This is a genomic window from Actinomadura sp. 6K520 (assembly GCF_004349245.1).
GTDB lineage: Bacteria > Actinomycetota > Actinomycetes > Streptosporangiales > Streptosporangiaceae > Spirillospora.
The window spans coordinates 1-16955 of record NZ_SMLC01000068.1; the positions used below are offsets into that span (position 1 = coordinate 1).

Annotated in this window: 19 protein-coding genes and 3 tRNA genes; 19 read left to right on the plus strand and 3 right to left on the minus strand. The window is 73.2% G+C overall.

Annotated features, from left to right (window positions below; all coding sequences use genetic code 11):
* The 10 genes from E1289_RS19150 to E1289_RS19195 form a co-directional block, all read left to right on the plus strand.
* On the plus strand, nucleotides 1–307 hold a 307-nt coding region (locus E1289_RS19150), incomplete at its 5' end, for a DUF4190 domain-containing protein (RefSeq protein ID WP_207929035.1).
* Nucleotides 308–530: 223 nt separating this feature from the next.
* Nucleotides 531–604 (plus strand) — tRNA-Leu (locus tag E1289_RS19155).
* Between the two features lie 5 nt (nucleotides 605–609).
* Nucleotides 610–682 (plus strand) — tRNA-Leu (locus tag E1289_RS19160).
* Between the two features lie 26 nt (nucleotides 683–708).
* Nucleotides 709–792, plus strand: a tRNA-Tyr gene (locus E1289_RS19165).
* A gap of 67 nt (nucleotides 793–859) precedes the next feature.
* Nucleotides 860–1447 (plus strand): TetR/AcrR family transcriptional regulator, encoded by a 588-nt coding sequence (locus tag E1289_RS19170; protein ID WP_243712957.1) that lies wholly within the window; start codon nucleotides 860–862, stop codon nucleotides 1445–1447.
* A gap of 10 nt (nucleotides 1448–1457) precedes the next feature.
* The gene (locus tag E1289_RS19175; protein ID WP_243712958.1) at nucleotides 1458–2669 is read left to right on the plus strand and encodes a cytochrome P450; all 1212 of its coding nucleotides are present in this window, start codon (nucleotides 1458–1460) and stop codon (nucleotides 2667–2669) included.
* 3 nt (nucleotides 2670–2672) lie between these two features.
* Nucleotides 2673–3452, plus strand: a complete 780-nt coding sequence (locus E1289_RS19180; protein ID WP_131982026.1) for an SDR family oxidoreductase — start codon at nucleotides 2673–2675, stop codon at nucleotides 3450–3452.
* Complete coding sequence (locus tag E1289_RS19185; RefSeq protein ID WP_131982028.1) at nucleotides 3449–4789, plus strand: cytochrome P450; 1341 nt, start codon at nucleotides 3449–3451, stop codon at nucleotides 4787–4789. The genes E1289_RS19180 and E1289_RS19185 overlap by 4 nt, the downstream gene beginning before the upstream one ends.
* A complete protein-coding gene (locus E1289_RS19190) occupies nucleotides 4786–4980 on the plus strand; it encodes a ferredoxin (RefSeq protein ID WP_131982030.1) in 195 nt (64 codons plus the stop codon). The genes E1289_RS19185 and E1289_RS19190 overlap by 4 nt, the downstream gene beginning before the upstream one ends.
* Nucleotides 4980–5531, plus strand: a complete 552-nt coding sequence (locus tag E1289_RS19195; RefSeq protein WP_131982080.1) for a nuclear transport factor 2 family protein — start codon at nucleotides 4980–4982, stop codon at nucleotides 5529–5531. The genes E1289_RS19190 and E1289_RS19195 overlap by 1 nt, the downstream gene beginning before the upstream one ends.
* On the opposite strand, the gene E1289_RS19200 is transcribed toward E1289_RS19195, so the two are convergent.
* Together E1289_RS19200 and E1289_RS19205 are read right to left on the minus strand one after the other, a co-directional pair.
* The gene (locus E1289_RS19200) at nucleotides 5532–5993 is read right to left on the minus strand and encodes a DUF3515 domain-containing protein (RefSeq protein ID WP_243712959.1); all 462 of its coding nucleotides are present in this window, start codon (nucleotides 5991–5993) and stop codon (nucleotides 5532–5534) included. It abuts the gene before it with no gap.
* Nucleotides 5980–6213: an Lrp/AsnC ligand binding domain-containing protein gene (locus E1289_RS19205; RefSeq protein ID WP_131950515.1), complete on the minus strand. Its 234-nt coding sequence runs from the start codon at nucleotides 6211–6213 to the stop codon at nucleotides 5980–5982. Before E1289_RS19205 ends, E1289_RS19200 begins: the two co-directional genes overlap by 14 nt.
* Before the next feature lie 135 nt (nucleotides 6214–6348).
* Between E1289_RS19205 and E1289_RS19210 the strand changes: the two genes are divergently transcribed.
* From E1289_RS19210 to thiD, 3 genes are all read left to right on the plus strand, one after another.
* Nucleotides 6349–7269, plus strand: a complete 921-nt coding sequence (locus E1289_RS19210; RefSeq protein ID WP_131982032.1) for a thiamine-phosphate kinase — start codon at nucleotides 6349–6351, stop codon at nucleotides 7267–7269.
* 239 nt (nucleotides 7270–7508) lie between these two features.
* Nucleotides 7509–8225: a cellulose binding domain-containing protein gene (locus tag E1289_RS19215; protein ID WP_165970538.1), complete on the plus strand. Its 717-nt coding sequence runs from the start codon at nucleotides 7509–7511 to the stop codon at nucleotides 8223–8225.
* A 53-nt stretch (nucleotides 8226–8278) separates the two neighbouring features.
* The gene (thiD, locus tag E1289_RS19220; protein WP_131982036.1) at nucleotides 8279–9091 is read left to right on the plus strand and encodes a bifunctional hydroxymethylpyrimidine kinase/phosphomethylpyrimidine kinase; all 813 of its coding nucleotides are present in this window, start codon (nucleotides 8279–8281) and stop codon (nucleotides 9089–9091) included.
* An 84-nt stretch (nucleotides 9092–9175) separates the two neighbouring features.
* Here thiD and rpmB read toward each other — a convergent pair whose 3' ends face one another.
* Complete coding sequence (rpmB, locus tag E1289_RS19225) at nucleotides 9176–9370, minus strand: 50S ribosomal protein L28 (protein WP_030164391.1); 195 nt, start codon at nucleotides 9368–9370, stop codon at nucleotides 9176–9178.
* Between the two features lie 226 nt (nucleotides 9371–9596).
* On the opposite strand from rpmB, the gene E1289_RS19230 reads away from it, so the two are divergent.
* The 6 genes from E1289_RS19230 to E1289_RS19255 all read left to right on the plus strand — a co-directional run bounded on the left by E1289_RS19230 (nucleotide 9597) and on the right by E1289_RS19255 (nucleotide 16954).
* Nucleotides 9597–11210, plus strand: a complete 1614-nt coding sequence (locus E1289_RS19230) for a DAK2 domain-containing protein (protein ID WP_131982038.1) — start codon at nucleotides 9597–9599, stop codon at nucleotides 11208–11210.
* A 33-nt stretch (nucleotides 11211–11243) separates the two neighbouring features.
* Nucleotides 11244–13442: an ATP-dependent DNA helicase RecG gene (gene recG, locus E1289_RS19235; protein ID WP_131982040.1), complete on the plus strand. Its 2199-nt coding sequence runs from the start codon at nucleotides 11244–11246 to the stop codon at nucleotides 13440–13442.
* Nucleotides 13443–13538: 96 nt separating this feature from the next.
* On the plus strand, nucleotides 13539–14105 hold the full coding sequence (gene rsmD, locus E1289_RS19240) for a 16S rRNA (guanine(966)-N(2))-methyltransferase RsmD (protein WP_131982042.1): 567 nt from the start codon (nucleotides 13539–13541) through the stop codon (nucleotides 14103–14105).
* 30 nt (nucleotides 14106–14135) lie between these two features.
* Complete coding sequence (locus E1289_RS19245) at nucleotides 14136–15590, plus strand: penicillin-binding transpeptidase domain-containing protein (protein ID WP_243712960.1); 1455 nt, start codon at nucleotides 14136–14138, stop codon at nucleotides 15588–15590.
* A gap of 144 nt (nucleotides 15591–15734) precedes the next feature.
* Nucleotides 15735–16214 (plus strand): pantetheine-phosphate adenylyltransferase, encoded by a 480-nt coding sequence (coaD, locus tag E1289_RS19250; RefSeq protein ID WP_131982044.1) that lies wholly within the window; start codon nucleotides 15735–15737, stop codon nucleotides 16212–16214.
* Nucleotides 16215–16306: 92 nt separating this feature from the next.
* Nucleotides 16307–16954: a DUF177 domain-containing protein gene (locus tag E1289_RS19255; protein WP_131982046.1), complete on the plus strand. Its 648-nt coding sequence runs from the start codon at nucleotides 16307–16309 to the stop codon at nucleotides 16952–16954.
* Nucleotide 16955: the final 1 nt, after the last annotated feature.

The window sequence follows — 16955 nt, forward strand, 5'->3', positions numbered from 1 at the left end:
ATCGCGAAGATGTTCACCGGCCGCCCATCGGTACCCGCCCGCGCAGGGCCCGCGCACCGATCCGGGCGCCAGGCCGCCGGTGAACATCTTCGCGATCTACTCCGTCGCGATGGGCGCGATCGGGCCGATCTCGTGCGGGCTGCTGTCCATCCCGGCGATCGTCACCGGGCATATGGGCCTGTCGCGGGCGCGCCGCTCGGGCGAGCGCGGAACGGGCCTCGCGGTGGCCGGGATCGTCCTCGGCTGGCTCATGGTCGGTATCTGGATCCTGATCCTCATCGGCATCCTGCTCCCGGAAGAGCAGTGACCCGGAAAACGCGTTGCGGCGGCCGGCCGGGCGATGGCACCGTTGACGACGTCAGCCCGTCCAAGGCGGTGACACGAGACCCGAGAGGAGGACCGGCCATGGCTCTGGAGCAGTATCGACTCCGACTGCCCTCGGCGTCGCGCGCCCGCCCCGGCCGGTATCCCGTCTCCCGGTAGCCCCCGGCCGAGCCGCAGGCGAGTGACGCCACCCTCGCGACGATCACGCGGCTCTACTCCAACGGGCAGAGAGGCCACTCTCAGGAAGTGGATGTTCCGGGTTCGAATCCCGGGGGCCGCACGCATGCCTCCGTAGTCCAACGGCAGAGACAGCGGCATGAGGTGCCGTGTGCTGGGGGTTCGAATCCCTCCGGAGGTACGGAACGGGCCGGACGGCCCGCAGTGGGGGCGGCGCCGACGCCCGGAGAGTCGGGCCTGCCTGTAAAGCAGGTGCCTCGCGCTGAGTGGGTTCGAATCCCACCCGCCCCACCGCCGCACCGGCGAAGTTCCGGGCCGGCATTGCGGTGCGCGCGTTACTGAACTAATGTCTGGACACGTGTCCGGTAACGAGCAGCTGACGACCGAGCCCACCCGCCGCCGTCTCACCGACCGGCAGGCCGACACGGTGCGGCGGCTGACCGACGCCGCCGTGGTGGAGGTCGGCGAGACCGGCTACGACGGCCTCACCGTCCGCAACGTCGCCAAGCGCGCCGGGGTCGCGCCCGCGACCGCCTACACCTACTTCGCGTCGAAGAACCACCTGATCACCGAGGTGTTCTGGCGGCGGCTCAGCGCGCTGCCGCCGGTGGAGGCCGACGGCACGCTGCACGAGCGCGTGGTGGAGACACTGCGCGAGATCGCGCTGCTGGTGTCGGACGAGCCGGAGCTGGCGGCGGCGTGCACCACCGCGCTGCTCGGCACCGACCCCGACGTCCGCGAGCTGCGGGTGCGCATCGGCGTCGCGATCCGCGGGCGGATCCAGGCCGCGCTGCGCGACCACGACGACCCCAAGATCCTCGGCGCGCTGGAGCTGGCCTACACCGGCGCGCTCGTGCACGCCGGCATGGGCTACACGTCCTACGCCCGCGTCGCCGACCGGCTCGCCGAGATGGCGGAGCTCATCCTGCCCGAACCCGCCGAGTGAGGTGACGGCCGTGGCGCCTGCCGCGCAGATCCACTACAGCCCCTTCGACTACGCGGTCCACGAGGACCCCTACCCCTGCTACGCGCGGCTCCGCGACGAGGCGCCGCTCTACCGCAACGACGAGCTGGGCTTCTGGGCGCTGTCCCGGCACGCGGACGTGTCCGCCGCGTTCCGCGACCACGCGACGTTCTCCAACTCCCACGGCGTCTCGCTTGAGCCGAGCGCCTGGGGGCCGCACGCGCACCGGACGATGTCGTTCCTCGCGCTCGACCCGCCACGCCACACCCGGATGCGGGCGCTGGTGTCCAAGGGCTTCACGCCCCGGCGGGTCAAGGAGATGGGCGACGGCATCAGGGCTCTCGCCAGGCGCCACCTGGAGCCCGCCCTGGACAGGCGCGAGTTCGACTTCGTGTCCGACTTCGCCGGGCTGCTGCCCATGGACGTCATCTCCGAGATGATGGGCGTCCCCGAGGCCGACCGGGTGGAGGTCCGCCGGCTCGCCGACCTCGTCGTCCACCGGGAAGAGGGCCTCAACGACGTCCCGCCCGCCGGGATGGACGCGGCGCTCACGCTCGTCGGCTACTACCAGGACATGGTGGCCGAGCGCAGGCGCCGACCCGCGGACGATCTCACCTCGGCGCTGCTGGACGCCGAGATCGACGGCGACCGGCTGGACGACAGAGAGATCATCGCGTTCCTGTTCCTGATGGTGGTCGCCGGCAACGAGACCACGACCAAGCTCCTCGCCAACGCCCTGTACTGGGGCTCGCAGAACCCGGAGCAGGCTGCCAAACCCTTCGGTGACCCGGGACGGGTCGACGACTGGGTCGAGGAGACGCTCCGCTACGACACGTCCAGCCAGATGCTCGCCAGGCTGGTCACGCGGGACATCGAGCTGCACGGGCAGCGGGTCCCCGAGGGCGACCGGATGCTGCTGCTGGTCGGGTCGGCCAACCGCGACCCGCGGGTCTTCCCGGACGCCGACGCCTACGACCTCGACCGCGACACCTCGCAGCTCGTCAGCTTCGGCGGCGGCCGGCACTTCTGCCTGGGCGCCAACCTCGCCCGCCTGGAGGCGCGTATCGCGCTCGGCGAGCTGGTCCGGCACGTCTCCTCCTTCGAGGTCGACCACGCCGGCGCGGAGCGGGTCCATTCGGTGAACGTCCGCGGCTTCGCGACGCTGCCTGTGCGCGTGGTCGGCCGGGGACGGGGGGAGAGCTAGAGCATGCCCAGGTTCGATCCCCATCCCGAGCGGCGCCCGGTCGTGGTGGCGGGCGCGTCGTCCGGCATCGGCGCGGCCACGGCGGCGGCGCTGGCGGCGGCCGGGCACCCGGTCGCGCTCGGCGCGCGGCGCGCCGACAGGTGCGAGGAACTCGCCGCCACCATCCGGGCAGGCGGGGGAGAGGCGTTCGCGCACCCGCTGGACGTCGGCGACGCCGACTCCGTCAAGGCGTTCGCGGCGGCCGCCGAGGACGCGCTCGGCCCGGTCGAGGTCGTCGTGTCCGGCGCCGGCGACCTGTCCGCCGGGCGCCTGCACGAACTCGGCTCCGCCGAGTTCGTCGCGCAGGTGCAGGTCCACCTCGTCGGCGCGCACCGGCTCGTGTCGCACTTCGTCCCGCCGATGGTCGCGCGCCGGCGCGGCGACATCGTGTTCATCTCCTCGGACACCGTCCCCGCTCCGCGCTCCTGGACGGGCGCCTATGTCGCCGCCAAGAGCGGCGTGGAGGGCATGGCCCGCACCATGCAGATGGAGCTGGAAGGGACGGGGGTGCGGGCGTCCATCGTGCGGCCCGGACCCACCGCGACCGGCATGGGCATGACCTGGGACGCGGAGACGACCGGCGCCGTGCTGGAGGACTGGGTGAAGTGGGGCCACGCCCGCCACCCGTACTTCCTGCGCCCGTCCGACGTCGCCGCCGCCGTGGCCGCGGTCGTCGCGACCCCGCGCGGCGCCCATCTCCGGCTCGTCGAAGTACAGCCCGAAGCCCCCCTGGAGGATTCATGACCGCTTTGGTGGAGCCGCGCGTGGTGTCGGGCGGGCCCGACCACCTGGAGGAACTCCGCTCGGACCCGATCGGGCTGATGCGGCGCGTCCGGGACGAGTGCGGCGACGTCGGCGAGTTCCGGCTCGCGGGACGGCGCGTCGTCCTGCTGACCGGCGCCGAGGCCAACGAGTACTTCTTCCGCGCCCCCGACGAGGAACTCGACCAGGCCGAGGCGTACCCGTTCATGACGCCGATCTTCGGCGAGGGCGTGGTGTTCGACGCCACCCCCGAGCAGCGCCGCGAGGCACTGCACAACCAGGCGCTCAAGGGCTCGTACATGAAGGGCCACGCCGCGACGATCGCCACCGAGGTGGACCGGATGGTCGCCGGCTGGGGCGACGAGGGCGAGATCGACCTGCTCGACTTCTTCGCCGAGCTGACGATCTACACCTCGTCGGCCTGCCTGATCGGGCGCAAGTTCCGCGAGCAGCTCGACCGCCGGTTCGCCGACCTGTACCACGACCTCGAACGCGGCACCGACGCGCTCGCCTACGTCGACCCCTACGCCGACATCGAGAGCTTCCGCCGCCGCGACGCGGCCCGCGCGGCGCTCGTCGAGCTGGTCCAGGGCATCATGGACGGCCGCCCGCCGAACCCGCCGAAGGAGGACCGCGACCTCCTCGACGTCCTCATGTCCATCAAGAACGAGGACGGCACGCTGCGGTTCGACGCCGACCAGGTCACCGGCATGTTCATCTCGATGATGTTCGCCGGCCACCACACCACGTCCGGTACCGCCGCGTGGACGCTGATCGAGCTGCTCCGCAACCCGGACGCGCTGGACGGCGTCGTCCGCGAGCTGGACGAGCTGTACGCGGACGGCAGCGAGGTGTCGTTCCAGGCGCTGCGCGCCATCCCGTACCTGGAGTCGACGATCAAGGAGGCGCTGCGGCTGCATCCGCCGCTGATCCTGCTGCTGCGCGTCGCGCAGTCCGACCAGGAGGTGTGCGGGCACCGCATCCCGGCGGGCACGATGGTCGGCTGCAGCCTCGCCGTCTCCAACCGGATCGAGAGCGACTTCCCCGACCCGGACGCCTTCCACCCCGAGCGCTACGTCGCCCCGCGCGAGGAGGACGTCCTCAACCGCTGGACGTGGGTGCCGTTCGGCGCGGGACGGCACCGCTGCGTCGGCGCGAACTTCGCGATGATGCAGCTCAAGGCGATCTTCTCGGTGCTGCTGCGGGACTGGGAGTTCGAGCCCGCGCAGCCCCTGGAGACCTACCGCAACGACCACTCGAAGATGGTCGTCCAGCTCGCCCAGCCGTGCGCGGCCCGGTACCGCAGGAGGCGCCGGTGAGGATCGAGGCCGACCTGGACCTGTGCCAGGGGCACGCCATGTGCGAGATGGAGGCGCCGGACGTCTTCGAGGTCCCGCGCAAAGGGAAGGTCCGGGTCCTGGACGCCGAACCGCCCGAGGACATGCGCGCCGAAGTGCAGGCCGCCGTCCGCTACTGCCCGACCCAGGCCCTCAAACTGCTGGAGGCATGATGCCCTCGTTCCCCCGTGAAGAACTCGACGCGATGGTGGAGCACTGGCTGGCGGAGAACCGGCGCTGCGAGGAGGCGGGCGACTGGCGCCCCCTCGCCGACCTCTACACCGAGGACGCCACCTACGGCTGGAACATCGGCCCCAAGCAGGACTTCATGGCCGTCGGGCGCGACGAGATCCGCGACATCGCCCTCGGCGCCGAGATGGGCGGGCTGGACGGCTGGACGTACCCGTACCAGAGCATCCTGATCGACGAGCGCAAGGGCGAGGTCGTCGGCTTCTGGAAGCAGGTCGCCGACGCCAAGCGCCCGGACGGGACGCCGTACGAGGTGCTCGGCATCGGCGGTTCGTGGTTCCGGTACGCGGGCAACCGGCAGTGGTCGTGGCAGCGCGACTGGTTCGACCTGGGCAACGTCACGGCGGTGTTCGTCGAGATGATGAAGGCGGACGTGCTGTCGGACGGGATGAAGCGGCGCCTGGACCGGGCGGCTTCCGGCGAGCCGATCCCCGGCTACTACCGGCGGGGGGAGAGCCCCGTCCCGATCTGGTGATCAGATCTGGCCCTCGGGCTTCTCCGGGATGGTCGCCTTGATCGCCGGGCCGAGCTCGATGAGCACGTCCCCGGCGGGGTGGTACTTGGGCGGGACGGTCACCTCGACGTAGGCCTGCCGCGCGACCGCGGTGAAGGTGACCGGGCGGTCGGCGGGGTACCCGAACCAGTCGATCCCGTTGATCGTCACCAGCGCCGACGCGGGCTGCAGCGAGGCGGGCCGCGGCACGCCGCAGCGCAGCGCGATCGCGGGCGACCCCCAGGCGGCGGTCAGCGGGGACTCGGGTGAGGAGTCGCGGCGTTCCTGGCCGTGCACGCTCGCGGGCAGCCGGAGCCCCTCGCAGAGCCGCCGCGTGGCCGCGTCGGGCTGCGGCTCGGGCACCTGCACGGCCCCGCCGCCGCAGGCGGCGGCCACCAGCGCCAGCCCCGCGACCAGGAACGGCTTCGGGCTAGATGTGAACAATCGGGCAGGTCAGGGTGCGGGTGATGCCTTCGACCGCCTGGATCTGCGCGACGACGAGCTTGCCCAGCTCGTCGACATTGCGCGCCTCCGCCCGGACGATCACGTCGTACGGCCCCGTGACGTCCTCCGCCAGCGTCACACCGGATATGCCGGAGATGTGACTTGCGACGTCGGCTGCCTTGCCGACTTCGGTCTGGATGAGGATGTAGGCCTGCACCATCACGTCCTCCCCGGTCGGAGAATTGGCCGTCGGACGGTTCACCGTATCGTGTTACGCGCCGCGGCGGGCGGCCGGGGGAGGCGCGTGCCGCGATCGGGCCGCACGCGACCGCGTGAACGGGGGAACCGGCGGAAAATGGGCACCATCGGCGACGTGGGCGAGTTCGGATTGATCGCCCGGCTGACCCGGCGGCTGCCGCCGGGTCCGGCGGTGCGGCTCGGCCCCGGCGACGACGCGGCCGTGATCGCCGCGCCGGACGGGCGCGTCGTGGCCACTACCGACCTCCTCGTGGAGGACAGGCACTTTCGCCGCGACTGGTCGGGCCCTTACGACATCGGCCGCAAGGCCGCCGCGCAGAACCTCGCCGACGTCGTCGCCATGGGCGCCCGGCCCACGGCGCTGCTCGTCGGGTTCGCCGCCCCGCCCTCGACCCCTACCGAATGGGCCGAGCGCCTCTACGACGGGCTCGCCGACGAGTGCCGCGCGGCGGGCGCGTCCGTGGCCGGCGGCGACGTCGTCGGTGCCCCGCAGATCACCCTCGCCGTCACCGCGCTCGGCGACCTGGGCGGCGGGGCGCCGCTCACCCGGTCCGGGGCGCGGCCCGGCGACTTCGTGGCCGTCCGGGGACGGCTCGGCCACGCCGCCGCCGGCCTGGCCCTCCTCGCCGCCGGGCGGGACGGGCCCGCCGAGCTGATCGCGGCCCACCGCCGTCCCGAACCCCCGTACGCGGCGGGCGAAGAGGCACGTGCGCACGGCGCGACCGCGCTGCTGGACGTGAGTGACGGGCTCGTCCAGGACCTCGGGCACATCGCCGCCGCGAGCGGTGTCCGGATCGACATCGACTCCACGGCCGTTCCCGTCCCGGAGGTCCTCGGGCCGGACGGGCTCCGCCACGCCCTCACCGGTGGCGAAGATCACGCGTTCGCCGGATCGTTCCCGCCGGACGCCCGCCCGCCTTCGACCTGGAGGCGGATCGGGGTCGTCACCGAAGGATCGGGAGTGCACGTCGACGGCCGCGAGCCGCCCGCCGGCGGCTGGGACCACTTCCGGACGTGAACGCGGCCGGCACGCGGCGCGTACAGCCGTAAGCGTTGCCGGATGCGGTAGGCATGGTTGGTGCGGGTTTGGTATACATCCTGTGATCGAAGAGGGATGGGATGGGACGACACAGCAAGGTTGGGCCACCGGAGGACGACCCCGTACGGGGCGACCGCGGGTCCCGGGGCCGACCCTACGGAGCTCCGTCCGGTCCGCCCTACGACGCCTTCTCCGGGCCGACCGACGACCGCGTGTACGTGTCGCCGCACGATCGCATCCCCACCGGTCCGCCACCCGGCGCGGAGCGCCAGAACGGCCCCCCGGCCCACCGGATGTTCGAGCCGCTCCCGGGCGACTATCCGGGTGATTTCCCGGGCGCTCCCGCCGGTCCCCACCCGGCCGCCGCTCCCGAACGGCCTCCCGATCCGCTCGACTTCGAGCCCGGCGGCGGTCGCCGCTGGCTCCGGTTCCTGTCGGTGCTCCCCGTCCCCCTGATGCCGATCCTCGCGCTGGTCGTCGCCGTCGGGGTCGTCTCCTACGCGCTGAGCACCCAGCAGATCTCCCTCAACTTCGCCGGCGGCGCGCCGAGCAACACGCAGACCGACCAGCGCGACAACCAGATCACCGAGCGCGGCCCGGACGGGCGCGCCAGCCGCGGCGCCGAGCGCTCCGACGGCCTCCTCATCGCCTTCCGGGTCGCGTCCAGGACCCCCGGCGGCTTCAAAGCCACCGCCACGATCGCCAACCAGGGCCCGCGGCCGGTGGCCGAGTGGGCGCTGGCGTTCAAGATCCCGACCGCCTCGGTCACCGCCGTCAGCGGCGCCACCGCCGTCCGGACCGGCGCCGTCCCGTTCCTGCGGGGACGCACGGTCATCGCGCCCGGCGAGAAGGTCCGGATCGTCTTCACCGCGCGGGGGACCGCGGCCCGGCCGTCCTCGTGCGTCCTGAACGGCAGGCCCTGCGCCCTCGTCTGAGCCCCGCCGCCGGCTAGATCGCATAACCCGGCAGACCGCCTTAAAGTGGGCGCATGACGACCATCCCGACCCGCGCGCCGGCGCCTCCCCTCGTGCTCACCGTCGCGGGCTCCGACTCCGGCGGCGGCGCCGGGATCCAGGCGGACCTGAAGACCATGCTCGCCCTCGGCGTCCACGGGATGAGCGTCGTCGCCGCGGTCACCGCGCAGAACTCGCTCGGCGTCCAGGGCTACTGGGAGCTCCCGCCGGAGGCGGTGCGCGCCCAGCTCGACTCCGTGCTGACCGACATCGGCGTCCACGCGATCAAGACGGGGATGCTCGCCTCGACGGTGCTGGTCGAGACCGTCGCCGAGGCGCTCGCCGCCACCGACGCGCCCGCCGTCGTCGACCCCGTGGGCGTGTCCAAGCACGGCGACCCGCTGCTCGCGCCGGACGCCGTGCACGCCGTCCGCTCGGCACTGCTGCCGGCCGCGACCATCGTGACCCCCAACCTCTTCGAGGTGGAGCAGCTCACCGGCGTCAAGGTGGTGGACGAGGCGGGCCTGCGCGAGGCCGCCGAGGCCGTCAAGGCGCTCGGCCCGCGATGGGTCCTGATCAAGGGCGGGCACCTCCCGGGCGAGCCCGCCGACCTGCTGTTCGACGGGGAGAGCGAACACCGCTTCACCGCGCCCCGCCACGACAACCGGCACACCCACGGCACCGGCTGCACGCTCGCGTCCGCCATCGCGTCCCACCTGGCCATGGGCGAGGATGTCCCCGCCGCGGTGGCGAAGGCGAAGGAGTACGTGACGGGCGCGATCGCGGCGGGCTTCCCCCTCGGCTCCGGCATCGGCCCCGTCGACCACGCCTGGCGCCACCGCACCTGACCCCCGCGAGGCACGCGGCCCGGGAACACGAAAGCCGGCTCATCGGATCGGTCCGATGAGCCGGCCGAAGCCGCCCGGTCCGTGTCAGACGGTCGGCTTGACGACCTTGCCGGCCTTGATGCAGGACGTGCAGGCGTTGATCCGCTTGGTGCTGCCGTTCACGACGGCGCGCACGCGCTGGATGTTGGGGTTCCAGCGGCGCGGGGTGCGGCGGTGCGAGTGGGAGACGCGCATGCCGAAACCGGGTCCCTTGCCGCAGACGTCGCAGACGGAAGCCACGGGAAACTCCAAGTGGTGTCGATGCTCTGAACCGGAGCGACGCCCCGATGCCACCGACGGCGGGCCGGACATCACGGGTGCTCACTGAGGGCGCCTCGGACGAGGCGCACGGATCAGAGTAGCCGACGGCGCGCCGGGTACGCGAATCGCCTCGCGACCCGTCCGGCTTCCCGCGACGGCACGCGCACGGTACAGAAGAGGGCGAGACGGCGAGAGGGGCGGGTCCGTGGGCGAGGTCCTCGACGGGGTGGCGGTACGGCGGTGGTGCAGGCTCACGGCGGAGGCGCTGGGGCGCACGAGAGCGGAGATCGACGCGCTCAACGTGTTCCCCGTCCCGGACGGGGACACCGGCACGAACCTGTACCTGACCGTGCTCGCGGCGGCGGACGCGCTGGACGAGCTCCCGGCCGGCGAGCCGCCGGACGCCGCGCGGATCTGGCGCGCCCTGGTGCAGGGGGCGCTGCTCGGCGCGCGGGGCAACTCGGGCGTGATCCTCAGCCAGGTGTTCCGCGGGCTCGCCGACGTGCTCGGCCCGCTGGAGGGGCCGCCGGACGGCACCGCGTTCGCGGGGGCGCTGGACCACGCGTCGGGCCTGGCCCGCGAGGCGGTGGAGCACCCGGTCGAGGGCACGATCCTGAGCGTCCTCGCCGCGGCGGCAGCGGCGTGCGGCGCGGAATCGTCCGGAACCGGACTCGCCGGGGTGACGCGGGCGGCCGCCGAGGGCGCCCGGCGGGCGCTCGGCCGCACCACGGGCCAGCTCGACGTGCTCGCCCGGAGCGGGGTCGTGGACGCGGGCGCGGCCGGGCTCTGCGTGATCCTCGACGTCCTCGCGGCCGTGGTCACCGAGGAGTACCCGGAGCGGTACGAGGTCCCGCACCGCACGGCCCCTCCCCGTACGGCGGGGGCGCCGCCGCCCGCCGAGGAGCACCCCGAGCCGCGGGGCCCCGGCTACGAGGTCATGTACCTGCTCGACGCGCCGGACGAGGCGGTCCACGTCCTGCGCGAACGGCTGGACGGCCTCGGGGACTCGCTCGTCGTGGTGGGCGGCGACGGCCTGTGGAACGTCCACGTCCACGTGGACGACGCCGGCGCGGCCATCGAGGCGGGCATGGCCGCGGGGCGCCCGCACCGCATCCGCGTCACCTACCTCGACGCCGGGGAGCGGCCGCACGCGCCGCACACCGGGCGCGCGGTGATCGCCGTCACCGCCGCCGGCGGGCTCGCCGCGCTGTTCGAGGAGTGCGGCGCGCGGGTCGTCCGGCGGGAGACCGGCACCGTGCCGCCGCTCGCGGTGCTGGCGGAGGCGATCCTCGCGGCGGGCGACGAGGTGGCCGTCCTGCCCAACGAGCCCGAGGTCCTCGCCCTCGCCGAGGCCGCCGCGGAGCGTGCGAGGGACAGCGGCGCCCGGATCGCGGTCGTGCCGACGAAGGCGTCCGTCCAGGGGATGGCGGCGCTCGCCGTGCACGACCCGCTGCGCCGCTTCGCCGAGGACGTCATCGAGATGACCCGCGCCGCCGGCGCCACCCGCTTCGGCCACCTGGAGGTCGCGCAGGAGGAGGCGGTCACGAGCGTCGGGCTGTGCCGGCCCGGCGACGTCCTCGGCCTGATCGAGGGCGATGTCGTCACGATCGGCGCGGACGTCGCCGACGTCGCCCGGCACCTCCTGGACCGGATGCTGTCCGGCGGCGGAGAGCTCGTCACGCTGATCGCCGGCGTGCACGCGCCGCCCGCCCTCACCGGGGCGCTCGAAGACCATCTGCGCGGCCGCCACCCCGACGTGGAGGTCGGCGTGTACGACGGAGGCCAGGAACGGTACCCGCTGCTCATCGGCGTCGAGTGATTCCCGTCCCCGCCATGGGCTAGAAAAGACTGCGTGGCGAATCTCGACGAGCCGTTGAGCAAGGTCCTGGGCGACAAGACGGCCAACGCGCTGAAGAAGGGCCTCGACCTGCACACGGTCGGGGACCTCCTGCACCACTACCCGCGCCGCTACGCCCACCGCGGGGAGCTCACCCAGCTCAGCGGCCTGCAGGACGGCGAGCACGTCACGGTCATGGCGGAGGTCGTGAAGGTCCAGGGCCGCAGCCTCACCCGCAGCCCCGGCTACGTCCTGGAGATCACCGTCACCGACGGGACCGGGCTGCTGAAGCTGAGCTTCTTCGGCCGCAAGGGCTCCTACCGGGCCGAGAAGGACCTGTCGCCGGGCACCCGCGGCCTGTTCGCCGGGAAGATCAGCACCTACCGGCCCCGCGGCGGCAAGGCGATGCGGCAGCTCACCCACCCGCAGTACAAGGTCGTCGCGGAGAAGGGCGCCGAGGAGGCCGCCCAGGAGTGGGCCGACGAGATCATCCCGATCTACCCGTCGACCAAGGCGCTGCCCATCGAGACGATCGGCACGTCCGTCGGCACCGTCCTCGACCAGCTGACCCTGCCCGCCGACCCGATGCCCGGCGCGCTGCTCGGCCGCCGCCGCCTCGTCGGCCTGCGCGAGGCGTACGAGGGCATCCACCGTCCCCGCACCTGGGACGAGCTGGGCAAGGCCCGTGCCCGCCTCAAGTGGGACGAGGCGTTCGTCGTCCAGGTCGCCCTGGCCCAGCGCCGCCTCGCCGCCGCCGCGCTCCCCGCGACACCGCGCCCGCCCTCCTTCGGCGGCCTCCAGTCGGAGTTCGACGCGCGCCTGCCCTTCGAACTCACCGAGGGCCAGCGCCAGGTGGGCGACGAGATAGCCGCCGACCTGGCGCGGGAACACCCCATGCACCGCCTCCTCCAGGGCGACGTCGGCGCGGGGAAGACCGTGGTCGCGCTGCGGGCGATGCTGCAGGTGGTCGACAACTGCGGGCAGGCTGCGCTGCTCGCGCCCACCGAGGTGCTCGCCCAGCAGCACTACCGGTCGATCACCGGCATGCTCGGCGACCTGGCGGAGGCGGGGCGGATCGGGGGAGCGGAGAACGCGACGCGGGTCGCGCTGCTCACCGGGTCGCAGGGGGCCAAGGCGCGCAAGGAGGCCCTGCTGGACGCGGCGTCCGGCACCGCCGGGATCGTCGTCGGCACCCACGCGCTCCTCCAGGAGAGCGTCCAGTTCGCCGACCTGGGGCTCGTCGTCGTGGACGAGCAGCACCGCTTCGGCGTCGAGCAGCGGGACGCGCTGCGCGAGAAGACCGGCGGCGGCCGCCCGCACGTCCTGGTCATGACGGCGACCCCGATCCCGCGCACGGTGGCGATGACGGTCTTCGGCGATCTGGAGACCTCGGTCCTCGGGCAGCTTCCGGCGGGCCGGTCGGCGATCCGGACCCACGTGGTCCCGCCGGAGAAGCCCGCGTTCCTCGCCCGGACGTGGGAGCGCATCAAGGAGGAGGCCGCGGAGGGGCGGCAGATCTACATCGTCTGCCCGCGCATCGGCGAGCAGGAGGGCGACGAGGGCGACGCGATGGACACGGCCGACGCCGAGGAGTCCGGCCGCCGCTCCCCGCTCGGGATCATGGAGGTGCTGCCCAAGCTGGCGGACCTGCTCGCCGGCGTGCGCATCGGCGTCCTGCACGGCAAGCTCCACCCCGACGAGAAGGACGCGGTCATGCGCCGCTTCACCGGCCGGGAACTGGACGTCCTGCTCGCCACCACGGTCATCGAGGTCGGCGTCGACGTCCCCAACGCCACCGTGATGGTGATCATGGACGCGGACCGGTTCGGCGTCTCCCAGCTCCACCAGCTGCGCGGCCGCGTCGGACGCGGCTCCCTGCAGGGCCTGTGCCTGCTCGTCACGGACGCCGAGCCCGGAAGCAAGGCCCGGGAACGGCTCGACGCCGTCGCGTCCACCACGGACGGCTTCAAGCTGTCCCGTCTCGACCTGGAGCAGCGCCGCGAGGGCGACGTGCTGGGCGCCGCACAGGCCGGCCGGACGTCCAGCCTCCGGCTGCTGACCCTCCACCGCGACGAGGACGTCATCCGCGACGCCCGCGAGGAGGCCACGGCACTGGTCGAATCCGACCCCGGCCTGGCGGACCACCCCGGCCTGGCCACCGTCCTCGCCTCCCTCCTGGACGCCGACCGCGCCGAGTTCCTCGAAAAGACCTGACCCATCGAGCGTCCGACCGGCCCTCGCGGCACGCCGCCGACCCGTGTGGCCGGACGGCGTACGCGGCCGCGCCGGGACGCCGGGATACTGGGGGACATGACGAGGGTCATCGCGGGGATCGCGGGAGGGCGGCGGCTCGCCGTCCCGCCCGGACGGGACACACGGCCCACCGGCGACCGCGCCAGGGAGGGCCTGTTCGGCACGGTCCTCGCCCTCCTCGGCCCGCTGGACGGGCTGCGCGTCGCCGACCTGTACGCGGGGTCCGGGGCGGTCGGGCTGGAGGCGCTCTCCCGGGGCGCCGCACACGCGCTGCTCGTCGAGTCGCATCCGCGGGCCATGAGGGTGATCCGGCGGAACGCCGAGACGCTCGGGCTGCCCGGCGCCGTCCCGTGCCCGGAGAAGGTGGAGCGGCTCGTCCGCACGGCACCGGACGAAGCATACGATTGGATCTTCGCGGATCCCCCGTACCCGCTGCCGGACGCGTCCGTCACCGCCCTGCTGGAGGACCTCCGCGACCACGGGTGGGCCGCACCGGATGCGCTGGTCGTCGTGGAACGCGCCGCACGCGGCCCGGCGCTGCGGTGGCCGGACGGCTTCGAGGCCGAGCGGGACCGCCGCTACGGCGAGGCGATGTTCTGGTACGGCCGCGCGACCGGCCGGTGAGATCACGGCGGTTCGGGTAGGAGGATTCGCATGTTGCCCGGGATCGACCGTGCGTTGACCCGTACCTGGGTCGTGACCTTGGTCCTGGTCGCCGCGCTCATGGCGAACATCACCTACGTGCAGGGGTTCCAGGCCGAGGAACTGCGGGACTCCACGCTCAACTCCCGCCGCCTGGCCGACCGCTTCAAGATCGACCGCGGTCCCATCGTGGCGGACGGCGTCCGGCTCGCCTGGTCGGAGCGGACCGGCGACGAGCGCTACCGGCGCCGCTACCGGGAGGGACCCGTCTTCGCGCCGGTCACCGGCTACTTCTCCGTGTTCGCCCAGACCGGGCTGGAGGAGGCCGCGAACCACTTCCTCGACGGGACCGACGGCCGGCTCGCCACCGCCGACCTCATCGACAAGCTCCTCGGCAGGCGGGTGCCGGGCGGGACGGTCGAGGCCACCATCGACGTCCGGGCGCAGCGCGCCGCGTACCAGGCGCTCAGCGGGGCCGGGGCGCGGCGGGCCGCGGCCGTCGTCCTCGACGCGGACACGGGCGCGATCCGGGTGCTGGCGTCCACGCCGACCTACGACCCGAACGAGGTGTCCACCCTCGACGGGAAGAAGGCGGCGGCGGCGTTCGAGCGGCTCAACGCCCAGCCGCTCAAGCCGCTGCTCGACAAGGCCGCGAAGGAGCTGTTCCCGCCCGGCTCCACGTTCAAGGCCGTGGTCGCGGCGGCCGCCCTGGAGGCCGGGGCGACCGCCGGCACCGGGGTCAGGGCGGGCCGGAGCTACCGGCCGCCGGGCGCCGGGCAGGCGATCAACAACGACGCCGCCGACATCGGCGGGGTGTGCGACCGCGCCCGCATCCCGCTCATCGAGGCGTTCGCGCAGTCGTGCAACACCACGTTCGCCTACATGGGCGCGGAGGAGCCCGGCAACGGCGCCGTTCACGACATGGCCGCCGGCTTCGGGTTCGGCGACCGCATCGAGTACGCGGACGGGGTGTTCAGCGCCGCCTCGTCCTTCCCCGAGACGGGCGAGGCGGCGCTCAGCGCGCTCGGCTCCATCGGCCAGGGCAGCACCGTCGCCACGCCGCTGCAGATGGCCATGGTCGCCGCCGCGGTGATCAACGACGGGGTGGTCATGCGGCCCCGGCTGATCGACCGGTTCCGCGCCCCCGGCGGCCGGACGGTGGACGAGGTCTCGCCCCGCCGGATGTCCCGGGCGCTGAGCTCCGGGCAGGCGGCCCAGATGCGGGACATGATGGAGGCCGTGGTCCAGCGGGGAACGGGCAGGTCGCTGAGGGGCACGTCCATCCTCGGCGGCAAGACCGGGACCGCCGACGTCGAGGGCGCCTCCTACAACGACCGCTGGTTCATCGGCTTCGGCCCGCGCGAGAACCCCGAGTACGCCGTGGCGGTGCTGACCGAGGCCCCCGGCTACGGCATCGAGTCCGGCCCCATCGCCGCCCGGATAGTCGACGCCCTGACCCGCGAGTGAATCCCGCCGGTGCGGCCACCGCGCCGGAACCACCCGCCCCGCGGCGCTCCGGGCGGCCCGGGCGAGCCCGGGTGAAAGCAGGCCGAATACGATTTGGTACGTTCGCGCCGCAGGTCAGAAACCGGGACCGAAGGGGTTCGCACCGTGCGCCGTGTCGTCTGTCCGGGATCGTTCGACCCCGTCACCAACGGGCATCTCGACATCATCAGCCGCGCCTCCCGCCTGTATGACGAGGTGGTCGTCGCCGTGCTGATCAACAAGAACAAGAAGAGCCTGTTCACCGTCGAGGAACGGGCCGGCATGATCTCCGAGGTCACCAAGGAGTACGGCAACGTCCGGGTGGACACCTTCTACGGGCTCACGGTCGACTACTGCAAAGAGCAGGACATCCCGGTCATCGTGCGCGGGCTCCGGGCCGTCAGCGACTACGAGTACGAGCTGCAGATGGCCCAGATGAACCATCGGATAGCCGGTGTCGAGACGCTCTTCATGGCGACGAACCCGGAGTACGCGTTCCTCTCGTCAAGCCTGATGAAAGAGGTCGTGAAGTTCGGCGGCGACGCCTCCGGCCTCGTCCCGGACCTCGTGCACGACCGGCTGGTGGCCCGCCTCCGGCAGGAGTGAGGGCCCGGCCCTGGTGAGGGGGCCGCGAGTTGGGGGCACGGCCGAAGCTTCGGTATCCTGTGACATCGGCCATCGACCGCCGCCGACTCTCCATGCCTCACGAAAGCAGGAATCCGCTGACTCGCCGCGACCCCAACGCCCCACTCGTGCTCGACACCCGAGCGCTGGGCAGGCAACCCGGGTCGTCGCGGGAGGAGCACCTGTCCGTGCCGGCACCGGAGAACTTCGGCGTCGAGATGGTGGGTGTCCCCGAGGGCGCCGCGATCGAGCTGGACCTCCGGCTCGAAGCGGTACTCGAAGGGGTGCTGGTCACCGGAACGGCGACGGTCCCCCTCCGGGGGGAGTGCTCCCGCTGCCTCGACCCGATCGCCTCGACCTTCGAGGCGGACTTCCAGGAACTGTTCGTCTACGGCGACACCCGCTCCGGCGGGAACGCCGACGACGAGGAGCTCCGCCTCGAGGGCGACCTGATCGACCTCGAGCCCGTCCTGCGGGACGCGGTGGTGCTCGCGCTGCCGCTCTCCCCGCTGTGCCGGGAGGACTGTCCGGGCCTGTGCCCGGACTGCGGGGTACGGCTGGCGGACGCCGAGCCGGGCCACCGCCACGACGCCGCCGACCCCCGGTGGGCGGCGCTGCAGGATCTCGCCGGCGGCCTTGCGCCGGCGCCCCCCGGCCGGGGGGACGGGAGCTCAGGCCCCCGTGGTTCATCCGACCGACGAGAAGGAAAGCAGGAGGGCTGAC